This is a genomic window from Clostridium sp. CM027 (genome assembly GCF_024730565.1).
Taxonomy (GTDB): Bacteria; Bacillota; Clostridia; order Clostridiales; family Clostridiaceae; genus Clostridium_AD; species Clostridium_AD estertheticum_B.
Genome location: NZ_CP077725.1, coordinates 647,274 through 669,204, shown reverse-complemented (window position 1 = coordinate 669,204; position 21,931 = coordinate 647,274). Strand labels below are relative to the sequence as shown.

Sequence of the window (21,931 nt, the reverse complement as noted above, 5' to 3'; positions counted from 1 at the left end):
ATTAAAATAATAACATAAAAAATGAGCCTCTAAAAATAAGAGCTCATTTATTTTAACCATTACTAATTTAATTTTAGTATTATCGTATAAATATATTATCGAAACAAGGTCCCATTAATAATATAATCCTATTTATCAAATAAACCACCAGTTTTTTTAGTGCTCCTTGCTGCTTTTTTTGATTTTCCGATTACTTTATCAGCTCTTGAAAGACCACTTTGCTCAGAACTTTTCTTTTTCTTTTCCTCGATAAGTTTTTTCATCATTTCAATATTATTACTTGACATAAATTTTTCCTCCTTTGGCATCAAATCAAAGAATGTTAGATCCTATAGAATTTATGTTTCAATTCATAATCTCTACATTTTTATTTTCTACACTCAAACTCAACTTGTTGTTTTCCCTACTAATCAGTTTATCTCAATTCTTGTAAAAATTCAATATAATATTGAAAGATAACAATACTTTTTTATTAAAATGCCATTTAGTCTGTAAAATATTTTTAGATTTTCATATACATAGCAATTAATAAGTAATTCTGTTTAACTTAATAAGTACATTTTTATATCCTGGTTTTATAATTTCATTATCATACAAATTTTCATAGGTTGCTTTATCGATATCAAAGGCTAATGCTTTTGAGAAATTGTTTCCGTAAATCTTTTTAATAAACGTCTCAAAATCTCCTTTTATTAATGTATAATGTATTTCATCACAATGATACCCTTTTATATCATTATTCAATTTTTCTATAATTCCATATAATTGATAAATATAGCTCATTTCTTTTAAACTGAAAATTTTATCTAAAGCTACAATAGCTTCAGCATATTTAAAGTTCATAGGTATAGGATAAATACTAATTTTATTCTTATCATCAATTTCTTTCAACATTCTTAAACTTTGAAATAAAGTGGTACATATATCTAATTGAATAATAGCAGCATATTCACTGAGCCTTAAAGATTTACTTTGCTTCTGATGCTCTCTATTAGCTTTTTCAATTTTGCTTTCCCTCTCAATTGCAATATTAGTAGAATTTTTATTTATGAACCAACTAAAAACGCCGCCTAAAATAGCGCCAATTATAATGGATACAGAGGATATAATTGGATTTATAAGATTAGCAGGTATGAATAGTAACGATTTTAGCATTCCTATTTCTCCTTTTAAAAAAGTATTTTCTACAATATAGTTTCCTTACAAATTAAATTTATTCGTCTACCCTTCTATACTTTTAATTTATATTCTAATCATTGAAGAATTAACAGGTTGAAATATATTTTGACAAGTAAGAGGTAATTAGGGTATTATTTGTATGTAAAGCTTACAAAAATACGATTTTTACTAGATTAAAAATATACTTTAAAGTAATTTTAATGAAGGAGACTACAAACTCATGAATACACAAAGTGATAACAGAGGACAAATAAGAAATAATATACCAATAGGTATTACAGTAGATGTTGTATTAAAAAAAGACCAAAGAACAACTAAACTAACCAGAGGTGTAGTAAAAAGGTTGTTAACCAACTCTGCAGTACACCCAAGAGGTATAAAAGTTATGCTAGAAGATGGCCAGGTAGGAAGAGTCCAAGCCATTATATCAAAATAAAAACTAAAAGTTAAAAGTCAATTTACTATTGTAAATTGACTTTTAACTTTTATTATAGATCATACCCTTGCATTTCTAACCGAAATGATATATAATAATAAAGTTACCTAGTAAAAATAGAATATCTGCAAATACATGCAAAGTCGGATCATTAAAACACTTAGCAAAAGAGAAGACCTGAATTTTAAAATTCCAATTCTTAAATTCTTACCCTTTTCACTCTGAAATTTCTTAATGAATCCCTCATTAAAATTATGTTGAATAACGTACTGATAACGCTTATAACATATCCTAATTTGTTTTAGCGGTATTTCAAATCACTCTAAGTAAGCAAAGCAATTAATATTTGTTTCATGTGCTCTCATAGAATAGCAAGGAGGTGTTTATATGAGAAAAGACGAACTAGTTGAAATTACAGAAGATGTAATTAATGAATGTTTAGAATGTTTAGACTAACACCAAAAAAGCAAATCTGTCACTATTGACGTTCTAGTGTAGGTTTCTTTTTTTTATATAAATACAATTTATAAATTTTTACTTTAAAGTTATATTATGGAGTATTCCCAAGTTCTTAATCTCTAATGAATATTTTAAAATAAATAGTGCTATAAATAGAGGAAATTTCTTTTAAGTAGAGAATATGTGTTAGTAGAGAGAATGTAATTAAAAAGGAGTGTTTATAATGTTAACGATTTCTTTTATTAGCGGTGATACGGAACTATTTGATTTAAAACAATCTGAATGTGATCTGTTTAAAAGTTGGTTTTATAATTTTGAAAACTCCAGGCCTCATGAAGTTAATTCTATGGGTAAAAAATATTTGTTTAATAAGAAAGCAATAGCTTATATTGAGATAGAGCCTTAGGTTTTGGTGATATATCAAAGTAATGAATAATTCTTCATATGAATTGGAATAAAATACAAAGACCTGCATTTCTATAAGGATGCAGGTTTTTTGTATATATTAATTATAAACTTACGTATTTTCAGGTTATCCAACAAGACAACCTTTAGGTTTTCTTTTTAATGATTATTTACATAATATATAGGTAGAAAGAGAAGGTACACTTACCTCATTAATACAAGTTTTAATGCCTCTACTTACCCCTGTTTTATCAACTTCATATTCGTTTGCTATAATAGACCATTCTTTACTATCTGGTAAAATTATTTTTATTTCTTCTTTGTTAGCATTATGAATTATAATTAATTTACTATAACCATCTTTGAATGGGGAAGTTAATTCATAAGCTACACAGTTGCGAGGCGAATCAAGGAATATCAAGGATTCTCTTACTTCACAAGCATTGTCTAAGGTCATAACTTTTTGGCTTTTTCTTAAAGAGATTAGCCCTTTAATATATTCATAGGTTTCTGGGAACTCAGCTTTTCTACTCCATAGTATTTCGTTCACAGCATCACTAGAGTTATAGCTATTATGATTTCCTTGTTTGGTCCTTAGTATTTCTGTTCCACCTTGAATAAAAGGCACTCCTTGAGATGTAAGGACTATAGATAAAGCCAATCTATTCATTTTTTCTCTTTCCAAAGGAGTATTATTAGAATTGCTTTTTTCAAATTTATCATATAAGCATAAATTATCGTGAGCACTTACATAGTTTATTGTTTCTCCAGGATCTTGCGAGAAATCATATATTTCATTGTTATATTGAATGCCACCAACAATCCCCTTTTTAATTTCTACCTCAAGGCCTACCCTACCACTTACAAACCCTGATTGGATACCATCATTATCTCCCTTAATTGCATTTCTTAGAGCATCATTATATACAGACACTTGCATACCCTTTTGGCTACCTTTTCTAAGCTGCATAGAAGATGGTAATGATGATGTTCCCCCTGTCCATGGTTCACCATAAATAATAATATTCGGATTAATAATTTTTGCTTGTAGCGTTACTTCTTTCATTGTATCAATGTCATGAAGCGCCATTAAATCAAATCTAAAACCATCTATCTTGTATTCTCGTGCCCAGAATTTAACACTATCAACTATAAATTTTCTCATCATTGGTTTCTCTGACGCTGTTTCATTTCCACAGCCTGAACCATTAGTATAGTTGCCTTCGCCATCTGTTCTATAATAATAGCCAGGCACCAAGATATCCATTGGTGAGTTACCGGTTGTAAAAGTGTGGTTATATACAACATCCATAATTACGCTGATGCCATTTTCATGCAAAGTTTGAACCATGATCTTAAACTCGCGAATTCGCACAGTACCATCATAGGGATTCGTAGCGTAAGAACCCTCTGGAACATTATATAAATAAGGGTCATATCCCCAATTATATCCACCCTTAGTTTCATCCACACTTTTGAAATCAAAAACAGGCATCAAATGAACATGAGTTATTCCTAAATCTTTAAGGTGGTCTAGTCCTGTAACAACACCCTTTGAAGTTTTGGTGTTTTTTTCACAAAACGCTAAGTATTTCCCTTTGTTTTCCATTCCGGAATCTTGTGATACTGAAAAATCTCTAACATGAATTTCGTATATTACTGCCTCGGTTCTATTAATTGGTAAAGGTTTTTTATGATTATCCCAATTAGGGGGATTTAAAGAAGTAAAATCAATAATCATACCCTTTTCACCATTAGCACTTGATCCTTTAGTATATATATCTGGTGTTTCCTTTTCCTCGGAACCATCTGATACTAAATAATTATAGTATTTATTTTTAAAATCACCCTTAAGTTTAAATTCCCAAACTCCTTTTTCTTCCTTGTTCATTTCATATTTTTGTCCTAAGTCATCATCGGGAGTTTCATACACTATTACTACAAGTTTTTGAGCAGTAGGTGCCCAAACCTTAAATGTGGTGTATTCAATAGTATAAACTGCGCCTAAATCATTCCCATAGTATGTGAATTCTGGGTTTTCTAATATTTTTATCATCATCAATCTCTCTCCTTAAAAATCCATTAAATCATCACCTGCAGAGCAGTACATCTTTTTTAAAATGTACTAACGGCGTCAGGAGGATATTTATACTCCAACTGAAGTTCTTTTTTTCTAGGGCAATAAACACCCACATATAAAAATGACGGACTTTATTGTAAAATGCTGTTAGACATTTTATGAAATAGGACATGCGTTTGCATAGGTATAAAACAGAGTAAGTGATTCTTTATTCATAATATGTAGTACGCATGAAAAATAATCCTAAAAAGTTATAGTTATTTAGTTGATTCCCTTTCAACTAATTTTGTCTCAATAATATAATTGTATATTGACCCTTTTTCGTTTTCTAATTTGTTTATTAACAGCTTAACTGCAAAATAGCCTAATTCTTCAGAATTAATATCCACTGAAGATAGCGAGGGCTTTCTATAAGCTGCGAGTGGCGTGTTGTTAAATCCAACAATCGAAATATGACGCTCTGACATTTCACTTATAGCTTTGGATGCACCAAAGGCAATTAAATCATCAGTAGTGACAACAGCTGTAGGGGTAGAAGTATTTAAAATTTTTTTCATAGCATTATAACCACTAATTTCTGTAAACTCTCCTAATTGTACCATATTTTCGTCTATTTCCACTCCGATATTTTTAAGAGCCATCTTGTAACCTTCTAATCTATTTATAGTTACATTAAGCATAGGAGAACCTCCTATAAATGCAATTTTTCTCTCACCCTTTTGTATAAGCGTATTAACAACATTGTACATGGCGTTAATGTTATCATTATCAACCCATAAAACCCCTTCGGTACTTTCGGGTTTACCTATTACTACGAAAGGATAATCTGCTTCTTTTAAATAAGCAACACATTTGTCATCCTTCCTTACTGTTGGTAAAATAATCCCATCAACCCTTCTACTATTCATTAAACTTGATATGTATTCAACCTCTTGATCTTCATTGCTGCTATAAGCATACATGATATAATATCCTTTTTTTTGAGCATAGTGACTTATGCCTCTCATAACTTGAATGAAAAAAGGATTAACAAATAAATCTTCATCAGTATTAGGTAAAATAAGTCCTATAGTCTTTGTTGTTTGGCTGACCAGACTTCTAGCTATCGCATTAGGATGATAATTTATTTCCTTCATTGCTTTATAAACCCTATCTTTTGTGGCGTCACTAATTTTCGGATTATCCGCAATTACTCTTGAAACTGTGGATGGCGATACATTGGCTAGCTTAGCCACTTCTTTTATAGTTACAGACATTAAAACTTCACTTCCTAATTTCTAAAAATATTCTATGCTCATTATATTATTAAACATAATATTAATCAAGGCTAGCTTAGTTTATTTTTATTAATGAAATACCTATATTATTCATCTTTATTCAGGAAATATTTACAGGACTTAATCATATAATATAGTAATATCTCTTATAAAGAAGATGCTAATATGAATGAGGACAAAAATTATTATATTCAATTAAATAGTAGGGTTGAAAAAATGATTAGAAAATCAGAATTTTTAGGTTCGGGTCATAATGGAATAGTTTATTTACTTCCAGGCAAAAAAGTAATTAAAATTTTTAAAGATAAGAAAGTTTGTGAGGGTGAATATAATATTCTCATAAAAACTAGAAGAAGTAAATACTTCCCTAGAGTTTATGAACATGGTGCCTACTACATTGTACGAGATTATGCATGCGGAGAGCGGTTAGATAAGTATATCAAGAAGCATGGTATAAACAAAAAAATATCACTCAACATAATCAAACTTATTGCAGAATTTAAGAAGCTTAAATTTAAAAGACTAGATATTAGGTGTAAAGATTTATACTTAACGGATGATTTTTCGATTAATGTAATCGATCCTAAAAACAATTATTCTAAAAATGTAATTTACCCCAGACATCTAATGAAAGGCCTAAACAACTTAGGTGTAGTTGATGAATTTTTATCAACAGTTAGTGATGAAAATCCTGAAATCTATAAGTTGTGGAATCTTAAATTCAAACAGTATTTAGAAGAAACCATTAAATAAGTGAACATCAAAATAGTATAAGAGGCTGTAATCCACTAAAGGAGCAGCCTCTTATATTAGTGTATTATTATAATACATTTAATTCTCTTAACTCATCTAGAAATTCTTGAAAGTTTATTGCCCTTGAAGAATCTAATATAATTTTTGCGCTTCGAATTAGTTTTTTATCATCCGTCACAAGGATGTAGTCTTCATTCTGCTTGCAAATATCAATTAAACTATAGTCATTTATAGAAATTTTATCTCCATTAACTAAATATATATTTTTATTCTGCTCATATTTAATAAAATCACGACCTACACACTCTTCAATAAAAGTATGACCATTATTAGTAATAATATGTCCTAATAATTTTAAAAATTTATTAGAGAGTATAAAGTCTTCATTGAATTTTACATACTCTTTCACTGATAATTCTCCAGCTATATCTTCAGATATTTTAAAATTAATACATTTCATATTTTCAATAGTATCAAGCAAGGTAGGATATTTATTCCACATTTTTATAATTATATTGGTATCCAACAAATACTCTTTACAAATCATTGTACTATCTCCTTTTCTAAGTAAGTCTATATTGAATTTTTAATAAAAAGATATCTGAATCATTAGTTTTATTTATATTATATTCATTAATAATTAAATGGTTAACGACATTTCAGAAGGAAGGTCCTAGCTTCTATTAAATTGTTGCTTCTTAACCTTGATAAATATAAATAATGGCATTATAATTTAAATAGTAATATATAATTTTGAAAATGCTTAAACAAAAGCCTTAATAAATCAAAAATAAATAGGAAGGAGTAGCTGCTTTGCAGCTAATAAATAAAACTATGGAAGTACACATATTTTTAAAAGGTAATAAAAAGGCTGTTATTTACAAAGGCGACAGAATTGATGTTTTAGATTTTGAAATGAATGGAATTAAATATAAGCAAATCAGATATTTTAAAAAGGGTTTCAGTAAAAGTGAACTGGTTGAAGAAGAAAGTATAAGCAAAATAGTTAAAACAGAATTGTAATAAATACCTACATCCACGGCGTGGATGTAGGTATTTATTATAACGTTCTATTTTCTTTTTTTGTTCTTTGCCTTATTTTTATTATCTTGTCTGCTTCCATAATTTGCTCTGTCTTGGGTGCTTAGGGGCTTACTTTTCTTTTTAAAGTTTTTATCTATCGGAGTATCTTTGCTCTTACTTTTTATATTTTTCCCTTTATCTTTGCCATTTTGTTGTTTTGGGTTTATATTTGTGTTATTTAAATGTTCCTTATTTTTTTTGCTTCTTGGTTTTATTAAACACTTAGGTTCATAACCAATGAGATCTTCTCTATTAGCCTCTGTTAAAGCTGATAATACTAAATCATATTTCATAGGATCTTTATATTGAAGCAATGCCCTTTGCATAGCTTTTTCATTTTTAGTTTTAGGTATATGAACTTCTTCAAGGGTATTTGGATCAAGTCCCGTATAAAACATGGTTGTTGATGGTGTTCCTGGAGTTGGATAGAAATCTTGAACTTGTTCAGGTTGGTAATTAGTATCCCTAAGGTATTCTGCTAGTTCTACTGCTGAACTTATTGTACATCCTGGGTGGCTAGACATTAAATAAGGAATAAGATATTGTTTTTTTTCAATTTTTTCAGTAGCCTTATAAAATTTTTCCCTGAATTTATCATAAGTTTTACCTGCTGGTTTCCCCATGAATTTTAAAACTTTATGAGAAACATGCTCTGGTGCAACTTTTAGTTGGCCGCTGACATGATGCTTAATTAGTTCATTAAAAAAGGTGTCATTTTTATCTGCCATAATATAATCATAACGCAGCCCTGAACGCACAAAAACTTTTTTAATATCCGGCAATTCTCGAAGCGATCGTAGTAAATTTAAATACTCCATATGATCAACATTTAAATTCTTGCAAGGGCTTGGATGCAAACACTGCTTATCTATGCAAGCCCCTACTTTTAATTGTTTATCACATGCAGGTCGCCTAAAATTAGCGGTAGGCCCTCCTACATCATGAATATACCCTTTAAAATCCTTGAGTTTTGTAATTTGAATTGCTTCTTCTATTATTGAATTTTGACTTCTACTTTGCACAATTCGGCCTTGATGAAAGGTTATGGCACAGAAAGCACAGCTACCAAAACATCCTCTTGAACTAACTAAGCTGAATTTAACTTCCTCTATAGCAGGTATTCCACCGAGCTTTTCATAAATAGGATGATAATTTCTTTCATATGGCAGGCCATAAACAGTATCTAATTCTTCTCTAGTAAGGGGCATTTCTGGTTTGTTTTGCACAAGATACTTATTAGAATGTTTTTGAATTATACCATTTCCCCTAATAGGGTCTTGCTGATCATATTGTATTTTAAAGGCTTGTGCATATTTCTTTTTATCTCTGCAGACCTCTTTATATGATTCTATTTCAATGTAGTCACATATATTTTCAATATTATCTACCACATAACATGTTCCAGGTACCTGAGTAATGAATTTTATATCTACACCTTCATTTAATTCTTTTGCAATTTTAACGACTTGTTTTTCTCCCATACCATATATTAACAGGTCAGCTCCACTATCAATTAGCATAGATTTCCTTACTTTGTCACTCCAATAATCATAATGTGCGAAGCGCCTTAAACTTGCTTCTATTCCTCCAATAACAACAGGAACATTTTTATATGCTTCCCTTATTCTATTACAATAAACTATTGTTGCTCTGTCAGGCCTTAGGCCCATCTTTGCACCAGGGGAATACATATCTTTTTCTCTTATTTTTTTACTTACTGTATAATGATTAACCATAGAATCCATATTCCCAGAGTTAACTAGGAATCCAAGCCTTGGTTTGCCTAATTTTTTAAAATCCTCTATATCTTTCCAATCAGGTTGAGCTATTATTCCTACTTTATAACCTTCACTTTCAAGAACTCTTGAAATGATTGCAGTTCCAAAACTATGATGATCTACATAAGCATCACCAGTAACTATAATAAAATCTAATTCAGTCCAACCTCTATCTATAATATCTTTCTTACTAATAGGTAAATATTTATTATCACTCATTACTTCCACCTTCTTTTGCTTTAATCGTGAATCTCAATATATAATTTAAAATATAATTATATCATTCTTTACTATTTAATTCTTTGAAAATAATAAATAACATTAATAATAACATTTCTTATATACTTACGTATAATAAAATATAATGAATTTATCTTAGAAAATTAACATTCGATGAGAATAATAAAAAGGAGAAAATATATGAAAAAGTTAATTAATAATATAAAAAATGAAAATATTGAATTAACAGAAGAAGCAGCAACAAGTAGCAGTGACAATATTCAACAAGCTTTTGAAATAAGTATTCATGATGGAAAAGGCTTTTACGAAACTGGGGTAAGCACCGCGTTTTGGTCAACTTTAATGATTACAGCAAAAATTTTTCAGCCTGAAACGGGAGAATGGACAATTAAAATTAAAGATAAAGCTAGAAAAAATTTAGTGGTTTATGAAAATTATCATGTGGTACATGATAAAGAGATTTCATTTAATTATAAAACAAGCTTAAAAGTAAATCTTTTAATTGAGGCTACTTGGAACCAAGTTAAAGACACAATTTTAAGTGGAGAATTATCAATTAAGTACTAAAGCGCTGTTATTGTTTGAAAATAAAAACCTTTTCATATTAAACCATAAAATCCATTAAAACCTTAAGATTTTAATGGACTTTTTGTTTTATAGAAAATTTAAAAAGTGATTATAATATTAGACTTGTTCATTAACTTTTTCTAACAAAATAAAAAAGTCTTCTTCATTTTTACGTTCTAAATATGTGTCTATAAGTGACTGAGTAGACAATTTACTAAAGCCCTTATATCCATTGTCCAATATATCAGTTAAAACACTTATGAAATAATCTTTACTTTTATCTATATCCTTAAGCATCTTATATGATATATCCTTTATTAATTCTTCTTTTATATTTTCTCGTAGCTTTTCAGTATATTTTTTCATAAAAGTTTGTGTTTCTTCAGGATATGCAGAAAAATCTCCTGAAATTATATCTTGAATTTCCAACATAACCACTCCTTAGTAATTTCTGTTTTAAAATGTATTTTTATTATATATATTTATTTAGTTTTTAGTGAGGGGTTCTTTTACTATCACAAGTCCAAGTAATCCAGGCCCTGTATGAACTCCAGCCACTGGACTAATTTCTCCAAAGGATAATCTTGTAATATTTTGAAGACCAGCAATTGTGTCAGAAAAGATCTTTGCTTCTTCATAAGCGCCACCGTGCATAATCCAAACTTTACAAGGAGATATTGCAAGAGCTTCTCTTGCAATATCTACAAGTTTACTTGTAGCTTTCTTTTTTCCTTTTGCCTTTGCATAAGTATAATATGCGCCCTCTTTATTAATTGATATTATTGGTTTTATGTTTAAAATTTCCCCTATGGTACCGGAAACTTTTCCAATTCTACCGCCTTTAGTTAGATATTTTAGTGTATCCACCGCATAGTAAACAGTGATTCTATTTCTTATTTCAGGCAGATCTTTTACAATTTCCTCAAAGCCTTTTCCACAGCTGATCATTTCACCACATTCTTCAACAATTGCCGCCTCGCCAATAGTTAATGATTTAGAATCAAAAACGCAGGTTTCTATAGATGGATGATTTTCACTTACCAATCTCAATGTATTATATGTGCCTGATAACGCTTCAGATATTACTACTGCAATGGCATGTGTATATCCTTTCGCTTCAAGCTTTAAATACAAGTCTTCCATATCATTCATTGAAGGTAATGAAGTTGAGGGGATCTCATATAAGAAATTATCATAAACTTCTTTTGGGGTAATAGTTACCCTGTCAATGTACTCTCTATCCTTATATATTATTCTTAGAGGAAGTACAAATAGATCGTATTTTTCAATCATTTCTTTATCAACATCAGAAGTACTATCCGTAATAAGTGCAATCTTACTCATTTTAATTTCACCTTTCTTATTTTATTGTTTATTCAATAGTTCCATGTTTTGCAATCATCGCTGCACCAATTATACCTGCTTTATTACCTAGTTCTGCTAAAACAATTTTAGCAATAGGTAATTCAGAATAAGACTTGTTCGCTGCAACTTCATTTATAACCTTATCCAAAAGATATTGGCCTGCCCCTGCAACACCGCCACCTAATGCTATTATTTCTGGATCAATGAAATTGACTATATTAAGTATTCCTATGCTTAGATATTTCACTAAGCGATTCACTGCTAAATTTGCTATTATATCTCCTTCTCTAGCACAATCAAATATTATTTTTGCATCTATATTGTTAACATTCCCTCCTGCCCTTTCTATTATTATAGTGCTTTCATTCATTTCCTCAATTAGTTTTATTGTATGTTTTATTATAGCAGTAGATGAAGCGAAGGTTTCTAAGCAACCATTTCTTCCACAATTGCAATTGTAAAAATTTTCACCAACAACCATATGTCCAATTTCCGAGCCTATACCATTAAATCCACTATATACTTCACCATTTAAAATAATTCCCCCACCAATACCTGTTCCTAATGTAAGCATCAAGCTACTTTTACAATTCTTCATTGAGCCATTCTCATATTCCGCAAGTGCGGCCACCGTAGCATCATTATCTATATAAATTGGTTTATTAAGTGCATTTCCCAACATCTCTCTTAAATGTACATTCTTCCATCCAAGATTCACACAAAATATTACATTCCCATTTTTATCAGCTAAGCCCGGAATACCGATACCTATCGCCTTTATTCTTTTTAGTGGCATATTGAAATCCTCTAAAGTGTTTAAAACTAGAACTACCATATCCTCTATTATCTCATTGGGGTCCCTCCCCACTCTTGTAGCACATGATTTTTCATACTTTATGTTTCCTTGATCATCAACGATGCCAACTGCAATATTAGTGCCTCCTAAATCAATACCTATATACATATACTTCTTCCTTTCATAGCCTCTGCTACAGTTCTTTTATTTAATAAATATATATTCAATTTAAAACCATAAATTTCATTTAAAGGTATTCGCCATCAAACTAAAAAATAATTAAATTTTCATCGTTTTTATTCCAATATGCTTTGACATTATATTCATAAAGGATTAGAAAGATATCAATTTAAACAGTTTCAGACAGATTAGTAGTGAATATTTTTAAAATTGGTTTGGTTTTGTATATGAATAAATTATACCATATATACGTATTTTTACTTTGTAAATTAAAAAAAGAACCCAAGTAATTTTAAATTACTTGGGCTCTTTTTTAACAGATTTATATTTTGAATTATTTTTTTCATCCGGATTTATATATTCATAATCACCTACTTCATTTTTCCTGATTCCTAAAGATGCCATTTGTTTATTAGTAGTTTTAAGTTTATTAGCCATGTATCCACCTCTTTCTATAATATGGTTGCCATAAAAAAAATATTTATGCGTTATTTTTATACAAGAACTGGAGTTAAATCATCTCCTGCGAAGCTGCAACATCTTCGCAGAAGATGCATTGACGCTTCAGAAGGAGATTTATACTCTCACTGAAGTTTTCTATTTGTTAGGGCATATAACTCCCTATTGTAGAAGTGGGAGACTATCTTTTTGAAATGTCGTTAAAATCACTTCGCATATTTCATCTGAATTTAGGTAATTATAATATTAAAATAAATTAAAAAAATAAATATAAATGTGAAAGGTGGTGTTTTATATGGGAGTTTTACGTTGGATAGGCGGAATAGTAGTATTCTTTTGGGCATTAGGGCTTATATTTAGAGTTGGTGGCAGTATGATCCATATATTACTTCTAATAGCTGCAATTGTATTCATCGTGGATATGCTTTCAGGAAAAAGAAGAACCTAGGGACATATCCTATTGGATTCATGAGAAAAAATAATGCTACACAGGATATCTATTGTTAAATATCCTGTGTAACATTATTTTTTCGCCTTTTTTGCTATTCCAGCATATAAATATTCTAGGTGATTCGTATTAACGTCTCCCATTTTTAATATATCTATTCTACTTTTAGCCTTATCTAGAACTTCCTTTGCTTCATCAAAGTCCAGTTGCTTTATGCAAGAACTTGCATATTCTAGTAAATAATCAATTTTTATAACTACTTTTGCTAAGTCTTCCTTATCCTCATTTATCAAATTAATTAATATAGAATATATTTGGGGAGAAGCCGTCCCCTTATAATTATATAAAAGATCATTATTTTTACTGCTTTTTTTTGTCATATCTAACACCTCTTTATTTTTTGAAGTTTTATATTTAACATTACTTTTAAAGACATTTCAGAAGGAAAGTCTCCCAGTTCTATATTGCAGAGCTCCGCAGGAGATGATTCACCATATTAACTACATATGAATATGTGTCTTTTAAAGGTCCCTTTAGACACCGTACACCGATCATCTATGTGAAAGCCAACGGAAGTAATTTGCTCTTCCATATTATCAAAAGTAATTATTACCATTCTATCCGCTATTCTACGAGTACTACTCATAATGGCTAACTGTTCCTCGGTCGTAATTTGAGTGAATATACCATAAGGAAGATCAACGATGGCCACATTAAATTTATTCGCAATATCATTCATATCACAAATAGTTATTACATCATCATATCCAAAATACCGGAGGTTTGCCTTTGCATTTTCACCAATGTATGGATTTATCTCATAACCTTTAATATTAATATCCATTGAAATAGCTTCAATTAGTACCGTCCCAATGCCACAACATGGATCTACAACGCTGCAATTTAGATTATTAGCTACAGCTATATTAACAAGGGCCCGACATACATTCACCTTTAGTGCATTTGAATAAGAAAAAGGTTTTTTATTGTGCAATAGCCATTCAGAAGCATTGCTCTCACATTCACCAAATATCCAGTTGTTAGCTACTTTTGTTATGCCAAAGATAATTCTGGGATTTTTCATTTCAGCTTCTCCGAGTATTTTAAAGCCTATTTCGAATTCAATCCTACGCCTCTCATGAAAACCAATATTTTCATCAGTAGCATTGATATAAGCAACTTTATAATTTATGCCGGTAAGTTTGTCCATAACAATTTGATCAATGACCTGTTTCATTGTTTCTCCGGTATACATTATAGAAATGCATTTTTTTATAAAAGGACTTCTAGATGGATCCACATAAATATCAGAAAACAAGTGCTTTTCATCAAGGGGTTTATTAAAGAGGCACTTTATTTCCATTTTGCATAGGCTTTCTTCATCACTCGAATAATTAGTTGTGTATAAATACTTCTTTTCATTTTGTGGTAGCTGAAACATTAAAGCACATCCTTTTAAATTATATTGATAGCTTTTAAAAATCCATCAACTTTTTTTTCGTATTCATCTTTGTTCTTCCAATACGCCTCGGCATGCCCTGCACCCGGAGCAATATATATATCTTTGTAGCCCTTCTTTACTGAGTACATTTGGTTACACATAAAAGTAGGTACATAGTCATCTTTTTCACCATGAATAAACAATATCGGAATTTTCACATTAGGTAAAGTAGTTATAGGTGATACATCTTTGAAGTCCCATCCAACTCGAATTTTGCTGATTTTACTTGATAATTTTATGAGTGGAAATCTTTTTATACCGTAATATTTTTCTAATATGTGTTTAAATAAATCTTGTGCATCAGAGTATCCACAGTCATCTATACAAAACTTAATTCTATCATCTATTGCAATATTTTGAAGAACTATGCCGGCACCCATGGACTCGCCATGCAATCCGACGATGATATCATTTCCTAATTTATTAAACAGCCAATCAGTGCATTTTTTCAAATCAAACTTTTCATAATAACCAAATGAGGTATTTTTACCACCACTTAGACCATGATTTCTATGATCATAAATAAAGATAGCAAAACCTCTTTTTAAAAACATATCCATATATTTAACAGAGCCATACAAACTCGAAGTTATTCCATGACACAATATTATAGCTTTTTTTGAATTGTTATTTGGAAAGAAGAAACCATGAATTTTATAACCATATTGGGAATCTAGGTATACTTCTTGTTTTTCCAAATTATTAAATTTTTCTATATCTATTTTACCTTGTTCTACTTCATAATCGTATGTATAATTATATTTTGCAACCCTAGGATATATAATTATACTAGAAAAATGCCACCCTATAATAAAAATAGTAATAATAATTAAAATTAATATAAAAAATGTTATATTTATCATGACAATACCCCCCTCTAAAAAAAAGACCCTTGTATTTTATAATAAGGGCCCTTCAAAATACACAATAAGTTATAATACTAAGATTTCTTTCTAACCTTTAAAACATATATCATGCAAGCAATCCCAGCTAAGATTAATACAGCATAAATCCAAAAGGTTAATGTCATAAAAATATATTCTGATTCGAAATAAATTACAGTAGAGCTTAGAGCAGGGACTACTAATGAATCACCTTTAAATTGCTTTATAGTTTTAACACCTGCTTGTTCTCCATCTACTACAATATTCCACGTGCCTATCTTAGATAATTTAATGGTTGTGTCTTCTCTATTTGCATTAAAAGCTACTACAATATTCGCCCAAGTATCCATATTTGCACTGTAGTTCATTTCGTATGCTACCACATTTTCAGGGACTGTTAAAAAATTCAAGTTTTTCTTAATCATATCCGCTGAAGACATTCTGAAGGCCGGATGTGCTTTTCTTAACTCTATTAAACCTTTGAAATAATTAACAGTGTTGATGTTTTCTGATTTTCGAGTCCAATCAAGTTTATTTACACTATCAGGAGACTTATAGGAGTTGTTATCGCCACCTTTAGTTCTCAAAAATTCCTGTCCTGATTGAAAGAATGGAATACCTTGGGAAGTAAGAATTATAGCCTCTGCCATTTTGTGCATTTTTAATCTTGCTTCATCATTATCTTTTGGGTTTGTTAAAATAAGTTTATCCCATAATGTATTATTATTATGACATTCAGCATAAGTAATAGATTGTACAGGGTCAACTTTTTCCCAAGTTTTTATACCACTTGAGTAATCTATACCTCCGACTATTCCTTTTTTAATGTCTGTCTCCGCATTAGTTTTACCGTTAATAAAGCCCTTTGATTTTGATTCAAGTACGCTACCTTTTATTCCATCTTTCATTTTATCATTGAAATGTGATATTCCAGGCATTTTACTCGCATTTTTCTGTATTGCTGCTTTATCTTCTGAAAGAGTAGTCCCAATATTAGAGCTCTCTCCGATAATGAGAATGGAAGGATCTATATTATTTAATTTTTTTCTAACTTCATTCATTGTATTTATATCAATGAGCCCCATATTATCGAATTTAAATCCATCTATATTATATTCTTTTGCCCAATACATTACGGAATCTACAATAAACTTTCTTGTCATTGCATTTTCTGAAGCAAGGGTATTCCCATACCCACTTTCATCTGTGTTGCTACCATCTTTATCGTATCTATAATAATATCCTGGTACTAATTTATTGAAATTAGAATCATAGCTATTGTACATGTGATTATAAACTACATCCATGGTTACCCTTAATCCGTTATCATGAAGAGATTGTACTGCTTGTTTCAATTCTTTAACTCTAGTGATAGGATTGTATGGATCTGTTGAATAACTTCCTTCAGGTGCATTATAATTTTTAGGATTGTAACCCCAGTTAAATTGTGGCTTTTTTGAAGTCTCATCCACACTAGCATAATCAAACATTGGCATAAACTCCACATGCGTTACCCCTAGGTCTTTTATATAATCAACACCCGTCTTGGTACCATCTGTTCCCTTTGTCCCTGTTTCAGTAAACGCTAAAAATTTACCTTTGTTTTCCATACCACTATTTTGGTCTATAGAAAAGTCTCTAACATGTAGTTCGTATATAATTGCATCATTTAGATTTGTGAAATTAGGTTTTTCACTTGGCTTCCATTTTTCAGGAGTTGTTTCCTTTAAGTCAATTACAGCGCCCTTATCTCCATTTACAGACACAGAACGAGCATAAGGATCTACAGCCTCGTTCCAAACCCCTGCAATATTGACCTTATAAGTATAAAATATATCCTTTTGATCTCCATTTAAGTCAAAGGTCCAAGTGCCTTTGACGCTTTTTTTCATGCTAGATTCATTACCAATTTTATCATCCCATTTTTTATAAGTTACAATCTTTACCTCGGTTGCAGTTGGTGCCCATACTCTAAAGCTTGTTTTATTGGTAGAATAAGTATTACCTAAATCATTTCCTTCATAATAAAACATTTTTTCAAAACCAGCACTTCCCATTACATCCCCAATCACTACGTCCTTTTCCGGAAAACCTTCCTTAGAAACCGTAAGTTTTTGACTTAGTTTAACATTTTCACTAAGCTCTATCTTCGCAACTGTTGTAGTACCATCTTTTACTTCATTACTTGTTACTTCTTTTATTTTTACAGACTTACCATCGGCCTTAACTATAATGCCTTCAGTACTTTGTGCGATAAATTTAAATGCTAAGCTTGTTTCTATGCTTATGCTATTCAAGTCATCTAATTTTGCAGCTATAAATTTACCTGACTTATCTAAATTATTTCCAGCAGGTACGACCACCTTGGGAGCACCTACTTTAGCTTCAGCTACTGAATAGTATACTTTAGAGTCGCCTCCATTAATCCAAACTTCTCTAGCACCATCATTGAATTTCTCAATAAATCTATTCTCATCAGTGTCCTTTTCCCCTTTGTCTGTGCGTACTATAAACCCCACTTTATCATCGAATTTATCATCGAATTTAACTTCACATATCTCACCAAATGCATCCTTGCCAGCGACATCGAACTTACTTCCCTCTTCATCATCAGTCAACAACCACATGTTCCATTTTAAATCACTGCTTGGATTTTTAGCATAATGAACAATTATCTTCATATTACCGCTTTTAGCAAAAGTATCCATGCTTGGGAACAGAAAAAACAATTCTGTTATAACTAAAATAGCTGCAAGAAAAATGCTAAATGCCTTACTCTTGTTACTCTGAATATCAAAGTTCATAAATTTCTCCTCTAAAAAAATTATGGTCATCTAATCTATGTACTATCACTTACTATATAAACATTTTTAACCTTAATCCATTATATAATTTTAGAAAGATATATACAAGTAATTTATTAATCTCTTAAATCATCTTCTGCGAAGCTACAATAGCTCCGCAGGAGATGGTTTACGACTGCGGAAGGGAATGTATCCTATTCCACAAGTGAAAAACCGTACACTTTATCTCCCGTGTACGGTTTTCATTAGTTTTATTTGTAACATCATCTAAATAAAAAGACTCTTACTTAAAACAAAAATATATCATATACATGATTTTATGTAAATCTAAGGGTACATCCTTTCATTTCTTATAGCTACATAATTAATCTTGGCTTTCTGAGAATACCTTGTTAATAATGTCTACTCTGGAACTACCTATTATATTAGATATTTTTAAAGATATATTACCATCCTTATAAATTCTATTCTCGTTTGCATTAACTAGTACCATTATTTTTCCTTTTAGCTTTTCATATTCTATAATATCATCTAAATAAAGATCTACTAAATCCTTCAAACATGATGCTAATGCTTTTGGGTCCTTATAAACTTTTCTCATACTGCACTCCTTATTATTCATTTTAATGTGTATCTTCTTAATTATAGCCTAATATCTTTAAAATTTAAAGATATGTTGAAGGAATTGTAGCTACTTTCTATATAATTACCTTGGGAAATGTATTGTTTACAATTTTAACCAAAGAAATTTTACTAATATTAGGCAAGTATGATGTAATTGCTAATTGGAGGTATTTTATGATATTTTATTTTTCAGGAACTGGTAATTCACTTTATATTGCTAAAAGCATAGCAATGCAAAATAACGAAAATCTAATTTCCATAGCAGCTACTATGAAGAAAGATAACGAATCCTATGAATACACATTAAAAGATAGCATCCTAAAATTAGAGTTAATGATATGATAATAAATTAACTCTAAAAAACCCTCAATAATTTTATATTGAGGGTTTTTTAGAGTTAAGCATGAATGGAACTAGATTTACTACTTGACTATTATTCAGCCATCTCTAAAGCTATTTTCATCATATTAGTAAAGGCTTCTTGTCTTTCTTGAGACGTAGTCACCTCATGAGTTACTAAATTATCAGAGACTGTTAATAAACAAGATGCTTTCTTCCCCAATATATTTGCATTATGGAATAGAGCAAATGATTCCATTTCTACGCAAGTACAACCGTACTTTTCATAAATATCCTTATACTCATCAAAATTTTCACGATAAAATACATCCGATGAGTGAACTCTATTTTTATGAATTTTTATGCCTAAATCCTCTGCCGTTTTCTCTAACTTACTATTTAAAACAGATGATGCAGCAATTGTATCGGATTCATATCCACTTTGAGTTTTTGCATAAGTGGATTCACTCCAAGCCTCAGTGCAAAGTACTACATCATATAAGTTTAAATCAGCAGTGTAAGCACCACATGAACCAATTCGTATAATATTTTCTACACCATAAAAATTAAATAATTCATATGAGTAGATACCAATACTAGGCATACCCATGCCACTAGCCATTACAGAAATTTTACGTCCTTTATATGTACCCGTGTATCCAAATATATTTCGTACGTTATTAAATTTGGATACATTTTGTAAAAATGTTTCTGCAATAAATTGTGCCCGTAATGGATCCCCCGGCATTAAGACTGTTTTTGCAATAATTCCTTCTTCTTTTACTTCAATATGCGCTGTTGGTATCATATTGAAACCTCCTTATACTTATATTTATTTTTTGAAATATAGTGAATTGTATTCCTACTAATAACAATTAAGGTACATTCATATTATACCAAATTAAAAGTATAAAAAAATGCTATATGCTATTTATTTGACAATATTTTTGATTTAATTTACAAACTCAAGCATATCTAATATATAGATTGTTATTTCGGCTTTTTTACAATATTAATTATTAATGTAGGTTTACATTTTTGTAGGTTTACATAATTACAATTATGTAAACCTATTTTCGTTATATCTCAAATTCTTTTTATTTATTAATTTTTATAATATTAATAATTATTCGTGTATGATATAATTGTATGATAATTAAAATGAATTCTAATTGTTTAGACAATTTAAAATTATAGATTGGAGATATGATACTAATGCATAACGATAAAATTATATCAACTTTTATACCCTCAGTAGCTTCAATTTTACCTGAAACAAATAATGATATTTATTTTTTATTTTACAAGGATGAGTTATTAGTTAAATCTGACGCTAATAAAACAACAATACCTACAATTAGAGATCTAGTAGATTTAAAATTAAATAATATTCAATATCTTGGCTCCATAAATGGTGAAAATTGCTTTTGTGGAGAAATGAATAAAGATGCTATTATCCCAAACAGTATGTGTTTGCTCGACCTTAAATCTTTAACTCACCAGTTACCTAACGAAATGTTTTGGATAGCTGGGAGAGCTAAACAAATAGTAAGCTTTAATAATGATCATAAATATTGTGGCAGATGTGGCACATTAACTCAGAGCGTTGGTGGAGAAAGATCTAAAAAATGTTCCAAGTGTGGACTTGTAAATTACCCTAGGATTTGTCCAGCTATAATTGTAGCTGTTGTAAAGGATGGGAAATTACTTCTTGCTCATAATAATCAATTTCCTAAAGATTTATATAGTGTAGTTTCTGGTTTTGTAGAGGTTGGAGAGACTTTTGAGGAGTGTGTTGTTCGCGAAGTTTGTGAAGAAACAGGCATTACTGTAAAAAATATAAAATATTTTGGAAATCAACCTTGGCCTTTTCCTAATTCTCTAATGATAGGATTTACTTGCGAATACGAAAGCGGAGAAATACAAGTAGACGGAAAAGAAATTGGGCATGCTAAATGGTATAGTTCTACTGAACTACCTTTAACACCTGATAGTATAAGCATAGCTAAAAAATTGATTGACTGGTTTACTGAAAACAATTAAATCAGAGAATATATATACTAATACACAAACAAATAGAAGTTAGAATCCTTAATTCACAACGAATTAGATTCTAACTTCTATTTGTTCTTAATATATTTAACAATATTTTTTCTCCTTAAACTATATTTTCTTTTTAAATTTTAATCAATAAATCAGTATAGTGTTACAATTTTAATACTTAATTTATTACGGTTAAACTTAACTTTTGTATTCCTAAGTAATTTATAAAAT

At 30.0% G+C, this 21,931-nt stretch carries 24 protein-coding genes; 8 read left to right on the top strand and 16 right to left on the bottom strand.

The window, feature by feature from the left end; translation table 11 throughout:
- Positions 1 to 128: 128 nt before the first annotated feature.
- Both KTC92_RS03290 and KTC92_RS03285 read right to left on the bottom strand, forming a co-directional pair.
- The gene (locus KTC92_RS03290; protein ID WP_165412809.1) at positions 129 to 287 is read right to left on the bottom strand and encodes a hypothetical protein; all 159 of its coding nucleotides are present in this window, start codon (positions 285 to 287) and stop codon (positions 129 to 131) included.
- Between the two features lie 238 nt (positions 288 to 525).
- A complete protein-coding gene (locus KTC92_RS03285) occupies positions 526 to 1,155 on the bottom strand; it encodes a hypothetical protein (RefSeq protein WP_216303463.1) in 630 nt (209 codons plus the stop codon).
- A gap of 244 nt (positions 1,156 to 1,399) precedes the next feature.
- Here KTC92_RS03285 and KTC92_RS03280 point away from each other — a divergent pair, with 244 nt between their 5' ends.
- Positions 1,400 to 1,615: a YwbE family protein gene (locus KTC92_RS03280; RefSeq protein ID WP_165412807.1), complete on the top strand. Its 216-nt coding sequence runs from the start codon at positions 1,400 to 1,402 to the stop codon at positions 1,613 to 1,615.
- A gap of 682 nt (positions 1,616 to 2,297) precedes the next feature.
- A complete protein-coding gene (locus tag KTC92_RS03275; protein WP_165412806.1) occupies positions 2,298 to 2,480 on the top strand; it encodes a hypothetical protein in 183 nt (60 codons plus the stop codon).
- Positions 2,481 to 2,645: 165 nt separating this feature from the next.
- Here the strand turns inward: KTC92_RS03275 and pulA (KTC92_RS03270) are convergent, their stop codons facing one another.
- Positions 2,646 to 4,538, bottom strand: coding sequence for a type I pullulanase (gene pulA / locus KTC92_RS03270; RefSeq protein ID WP_216303462.1), 1,893 nt, complete (start codon positions 4,536 to 4,538; stop codon positions 2,646 to 2,648).
- A 278-nt stretch (positions 4,539 to 4,816) separates the two neighbouring features.
- The gene (locus KTC92_RS03265; RefSeq protein WP_216303461.1) at positions 4,817 to 5,815 is read right to left on the bottom strand and encodes a LacI family DNA-binding transcriptional regulator; all 999 of its coding nucleotides are present in this window, start codon (positions 5,813 to 5,815) and stop codon (positions 4,817 to 4,819) included.
- Positions 5,816 to 6,001: 186 nt separating this feature from the next.
- On the opposite strand from KTC92_RS03265, the gene KTC92_RS03260 reads away from it, so the two are divergent.
- Positions 6,002 to 6,589: a protein kinase gene (locus tag KTC92_RS03260; RefSeq protein WP_220286559.1), complete on the top strand. Its 588-nt coding sequence runs from the start codon at positions 6,002 to 6,004 to the stop codon at positions 6,587 to 6,589.
- A 67-nt stretch (positions 6,590 to 6,656) separates the two neighbouring features.
- Here KTC92_RS03260 and KTC92_RS03255 read toward each other — a convergent pair whose 3' ends face one another.
- Positions 6,657 to 7,136 carry a hypothetical protein gene (locus KTC92_RS03255; RefSeq protein WP_216303459.1) on the bottom strand — a complete coding sequence of 160 codons (480 nt, stop codon included), beginning with the start codon at positions 7,134 to 7,136 and terminating at the stop codon, positions 6,657 to 6,659.
- A gap of 287 nt (positions 7,137 to 7,423) precedes the next feature.
- On the opposite strand from KTC92_RS03255, the gene KTC92_RS03250 reads away from it, so the two are divergent.
- Positions 7,424 to 7,612 carry a hypothetical protein gene (locus tag KTC92_RS03250; protein WP_165412840.1) on the top strand — a complete coding sequence of 63 codons (189 nt, stop codon included), beginning with the start codon at positions 7,424 to 7,426 and terminating at the stop codon, positions 7,610 to 7,612.
- Between the two features lie 47 nt (positions 7,613 to 7,659).
- Here the strand turns inward: KTC92_RS03250 and KTC92_RS03245 are convergent, their stop codons facing one another.
- Positions 7,660 to 9,669 carry a YgiQ family radical SAM protein gene (locus KTC92_RS03245; RefSeq protein WP_220286560.1) on the bottom strand — a complete coding sequence of 670 codons (2,010 nt, stop codon included), beginning with the start codon at positions 9,667 to 9,669 and terminating at the stop codon, positions 7,660 to 7,662.
- Positions 9,670 to 9,870: 201 nt separating this feature from the next.
- Here KTC92_RS03245 and KTC92_RS03240 point away from each other — a divergent pair, with 201 nt between their 5' ends.
- The gene (locus KTC92_RS03240; RefSeq protein WP_216303457.1) at positions 9,871 to 10,257 is read left to right on the top strand and encodes a hypothetical protein; all 387 of its coding nucleotides are present in this window, start codon (positions 9,871 to 9,873) and stop codon (positions 10,255 to 10,257) included.
- 117 nt (positions 10,258 to 10,374) lie between these two features.
- Here KTC92_RS03240 and KTC92_RS03235 read toward each other — a convergent pair whose 3' ends face one another.
- From KTC92_RS03235 to KTC92_RS03220, 4 genes are all read right to left on the bottom strand, one after another.
- Positions 10,375 to 10,689 (bottom strand): hypothetical protein, encoded by a 315-nt coding sequence (locus KTC92_RS03235; RefSeq protein ID WP_216303456.1) that lies wholly within the window; start codon positions 10,687 to 10,689, stop codon positions 10,375 to 10,377.
- Positions 10,690 to 10,743: 54 nt separating this feature from the next.
- Positions 10,744 to 11,601 carry a DegV family protein gene (locus KTC92_RS03230; RefSeq protein WP_216303455.1) on the bottom strand — a complete coding sequence of 286 codons (858 nt, stop codon included), beginning with the start codon at positions 11,599 to 11,601 and terminating at the stop codon, positions 10,744 to 10,746.
- 28 nt (positions 11,602 to 11,629) lie between these two features.
- Positions 11,630 to 12,586 (bottom strand): ROK family protein, encoded by a 957-nt coding sequence (locus KTC92_RS03225; RefSeq protein ID WP_216303454.1) that lies wholly within the window; start codon positions 12,584 to 12,586, stop codon positions 11,630 to 11,632.
- Positions 12,587 to 12,895: 309 nt separating this feature from the next.
- The gene (locus KTC92_RS03220; protein ID WP_165412796.1) at positions 12,896 to 13,036 is read right to left on the bottom strand and encodes a hypothetical protein; all 141 of its coding nucleotides are present in this window, start codon (positions 13,034 to 13,036) and stop codon (positions 12,896 to 12,898) included.
- Between the two features lie 316 nt (positions 13,037 to 13,352).
- On the opposite strand from KTC92_RS03220, the gene KTC92_RS03215 reads away from it, so the two are divergent.
- A complete protein-coding gene (locus KTC92_RS03215; protein WP_165412795.1) occupies positions 13,353 to 13,505 on the top strand; it encodes a lmo0937 family membrane protein in 153 nt (50 codons plus the stop codon).
- 74 nt (positions 13,506 to 13,579) lie between these two features.
- Here the strand turns inward: KTC92_RS03215 and KTC92_RS03210 are convergent, their stop codons facing one another.
- The 5 genes from KTC92_RS03210 to KTC92_RS03190 form a co-directional block, all read right to left on the bottom strand.
- Entirely contained in the window at positions 13,580 to 13,885 is a 306-nt protein-coding gene (locus tag KTC92_RS03210) for a hypothetical protein (RefSeq protein WP_165412794.1), read from the bottom strand.
- 116 nt (positions 13,886 to 14,001) lie between these two features.
- Entirely contained in the window at positions 14,002 to 14,946 is a 945-nt protein-coding gene (locus tag KTC92_RS03205; protein ID WP_216303453.1) for a TRM11 family methyltransferase, read from the bottom strand.
- 14 nt (positions 14,947 to 14,960) lie between these two features.
- Positions 14,961 to 15,869, bottom strand: a complete 909-nt coding sequence (locus KTC92_RS03200; RefSeq protein ID WP_216303452.1) for an alpha/beta hydrolase — start codon at positions 15,867 to 15,869, stop codon at positions 14,961 to 14,963.
- A gap of 77 nt (positions 15,870 to 15,946) precedes the next feature.
- Positions 15,947 to 18,694: a type I pullulanase gene (pulA, locus tag KTC92_RS03195; RefSeq protein ID WP_216303451.1), complete on the bottom strand. Its 2,748-nt coding sequence runs from the start codon at positions 18,692 to 18,694 to the stop codon at positions 15,947 to 15,949.
- Positions 18,695 to 19,058: 364 nt separating this feature from the next.
- On the bottom strand, positions 19,059 to 19,295 hold the full coding sequence (locus KTC92_RS03190) for a TIGR04540 family protein (RefSeq protein WP_216303450.1): 237 nt from the start codon (positions 19,293 to 19,295) through the stop codon (positions 19,059 to 19,061).
- 197 nt (positions 19,296 to 19,492) lie between these two features.
- On the opposite strand from KTC92_RS03190, the gene KTC92_RS03185 reads away from it, so the two are divergent.
- Entirely contained in the window at positions 19,493 to 19,660 is a 168-nt protein-coding gene (locus tag KTC92_RS03185; protein WP_224578941.1) for a hypothetical protein, read from the top strand.
- Positions 19,661 to 19,751: 91 nt separating this feature from the next.
- On the opposite strand, the gene deoD is transcribed toward KTC92_RS03185, so the two are convergent.
- Positions 19,752 to 20,465 (bottom strand): purine-nucleoside phosphorylase, encoded by a 714-nt coding sequence (deoD, locus tag KTC92_RS03180; RefSeq protein ID WP_165412790.1) that lies wholly within the window; start codon positions 20,463 to 20,465, stop codon positions 19,752 to 19,754.
- A gap of 407 nt (positions 20,466 to 20,872) precedes the next feature.
- Between deoD and nudC the strand changes: the two genes are divergently transcribed.
- The gene (nudC, locus tag KTC92_RS03175) at positions 20,873 to 21,700 is read left to right on the top strand and encodes an NAD(+) diphosphatase (protein ID WP_165412789.1); all 828 of its coding nucleotides are present in this window, start codon (positions 20,873 to 20,875) and stop codon (positions 21,698 to 21,700) included.
- Positions 21,701 to 21,931 lie beyond the last annotated feature (231 nt).

Bases quoted from the DNA above. Each gene is read 5' to 3' on its own strand.
- KTC92_RS03290 (WP_165412809.1), bottom strand. From the start codon at position 287: ATGTCAAGTAATAATATTGAAATGATGAAAAAACTTATCGAGGAAAAG.
- KTC92_RS03285 (WP_216303463.1), bottom strand. From the start codon at position 1,155: ATGCTAAAATCGTTACTATTCATACCTGCTAATCTTATAAATCCAATT.
- KTC92_RS03280 (WP_165412807.1), top strand. From the start codon at position 1,400: ATGAATACACAAAGTGATAACAGAGGACAAATAAGAAATAATATACCA.
- KTC92_RS03275 (WP_165412806.1), top strand. From the start codon at position 2,298: ATGTTAACGATTTCTTTTATTAGCGGTGATACGGAACTATTTGATTTA.
- pulA (WP_216303462.1), bottom strand. From the start codon at position 4,538: ATGATGATAAAAATATTAGAAAACCCAGAATTCACATACTATGGGAAT.
- KTC92_RS03265 (WP_216303461.1), bottom strand. From the start codon at position 5,815: ATGTCTGTAACTATAAAAGAAGTGGCTAAGCTAGCCAATGTATCGCCA.
- KTC92_RS03260 (WP_220286559.1), top strand. From the start codon at position 6,002: ATGAATGAGGACAAAAATTATTATATTCAATTAAATAGTAGGGTTGAA.
- KTC92_RS03255 (WP_216303459.1), bottom strand. From the start codon at position 7,136: ATGATTTGTAAAGAGTATTTGTTGGATACCAATATAATTATAAAAATG.
- KTC92_RS03250 (WP_165412840.1), top strand. From the start codon at position 7,424: ATGGAAGTACACATATTTTTAAAAGGTAATAAAAAGGCTGTTATTTAC.
- KTC92_RS03245 (WP_220286560.1), bottom strand. From the start codon at position 9,669: ATGAGTGATAATAAATATTTACCTATTAGTAAGAAAGATATTATAGAT.
- KTC92_RS03240 (WP_216303457.1), top strand. From the start codon at position 9,871: ATGAAAAAGTTAATTAATAATATAAAAAATGAAAATATTGAATTAACA.
- KTC92_RS03235 (WP_216303456.1), bottom strand. From the start codon at position 10,689: ATGTTGGAAATTCAAGATATAATTTCAGGAGATTTTTCTGCATATCCT.
- KTC92_RS03230 (WP_216303455.1), bottom strand. From the start codon at position 11,601: ATGAGTAAGATTGCACTTATTACGGATAGTACTTCTGATGTTGATAAA.
- KTC92_RS03225 (WP_216303454.1), bottom strand. From the start codon at position 12,586: ATGTATATAGGTATTGATTTAGGAGGCACTAATATTGCAGTTGGCATC.
- KTC92_RS03220 (WP_165412796.1), bottom strand. From the start codon at position 13,036: ATGGCTAATAAACTTAAAACTACTAATAAACAAATGGCATCTTTAGGA.
- KTC92_RS03215 (WP_165412795.1), top strand. From the start codon at position 13,353: ATGGGAGTTTTACGTTGGATAGGCGGAATAGTAGTATTCTTTTGGGCA.
- KTC92_RS03210 (WP_165412794.1), bottom strand. From the start codon at position 13,885: ATGACAAAAAAAAGCAGTAAAAATAATGATCTTTTATATAATTATAAG.
- KTC92_RS03205 (WP_216303453.1), bottom strand. From the start codon at position 14,946: ATGTTTCAGCTACCACAAAATGAAAAGAAGTATTTATACACAACTAAT.
- KTC92_RS03200 (WP_216303452.1), bottom strand. From the start codon at position 15,869: ATGATAAATATAACATTTTTTATATTAATTTTAATTATTATTACTATT.
- pulA (WP_216303451.1), bottom strand. From the start codon at position 18,694: ATGAACTTTGATATTCAGAGTAACAAGAGTAAGGCATTTAGCATTTTT.
- KTC92_RS03190 (WP_216303450.1), bottom strand. From the start codon at position 19,295: ATGAGAAAAGTTTATAAGGACCCAAAAGCATTAGCATCATGTTTGAAG.
- KTC92_RS03185 (WP_224578941.1), top strand. From the start codon at position 19,493: ATGATATTTTATTTTTCAGGAACTGGTAATTCACTTTATATTGCTAAA.
- deoD (WP_165412790.1), bottom strand. From the start codon at position 20,465: ATGATACCAACAGCGCATATTGAAGTAAAAGAAGAAGGAATTATTGCA.
- nudC (WP_165412789.1), top strand. From the start codon at position 20,873: ATGCATAACGATAAAATTATATCAACTTTTATACCCTCAGTAGCTTCA.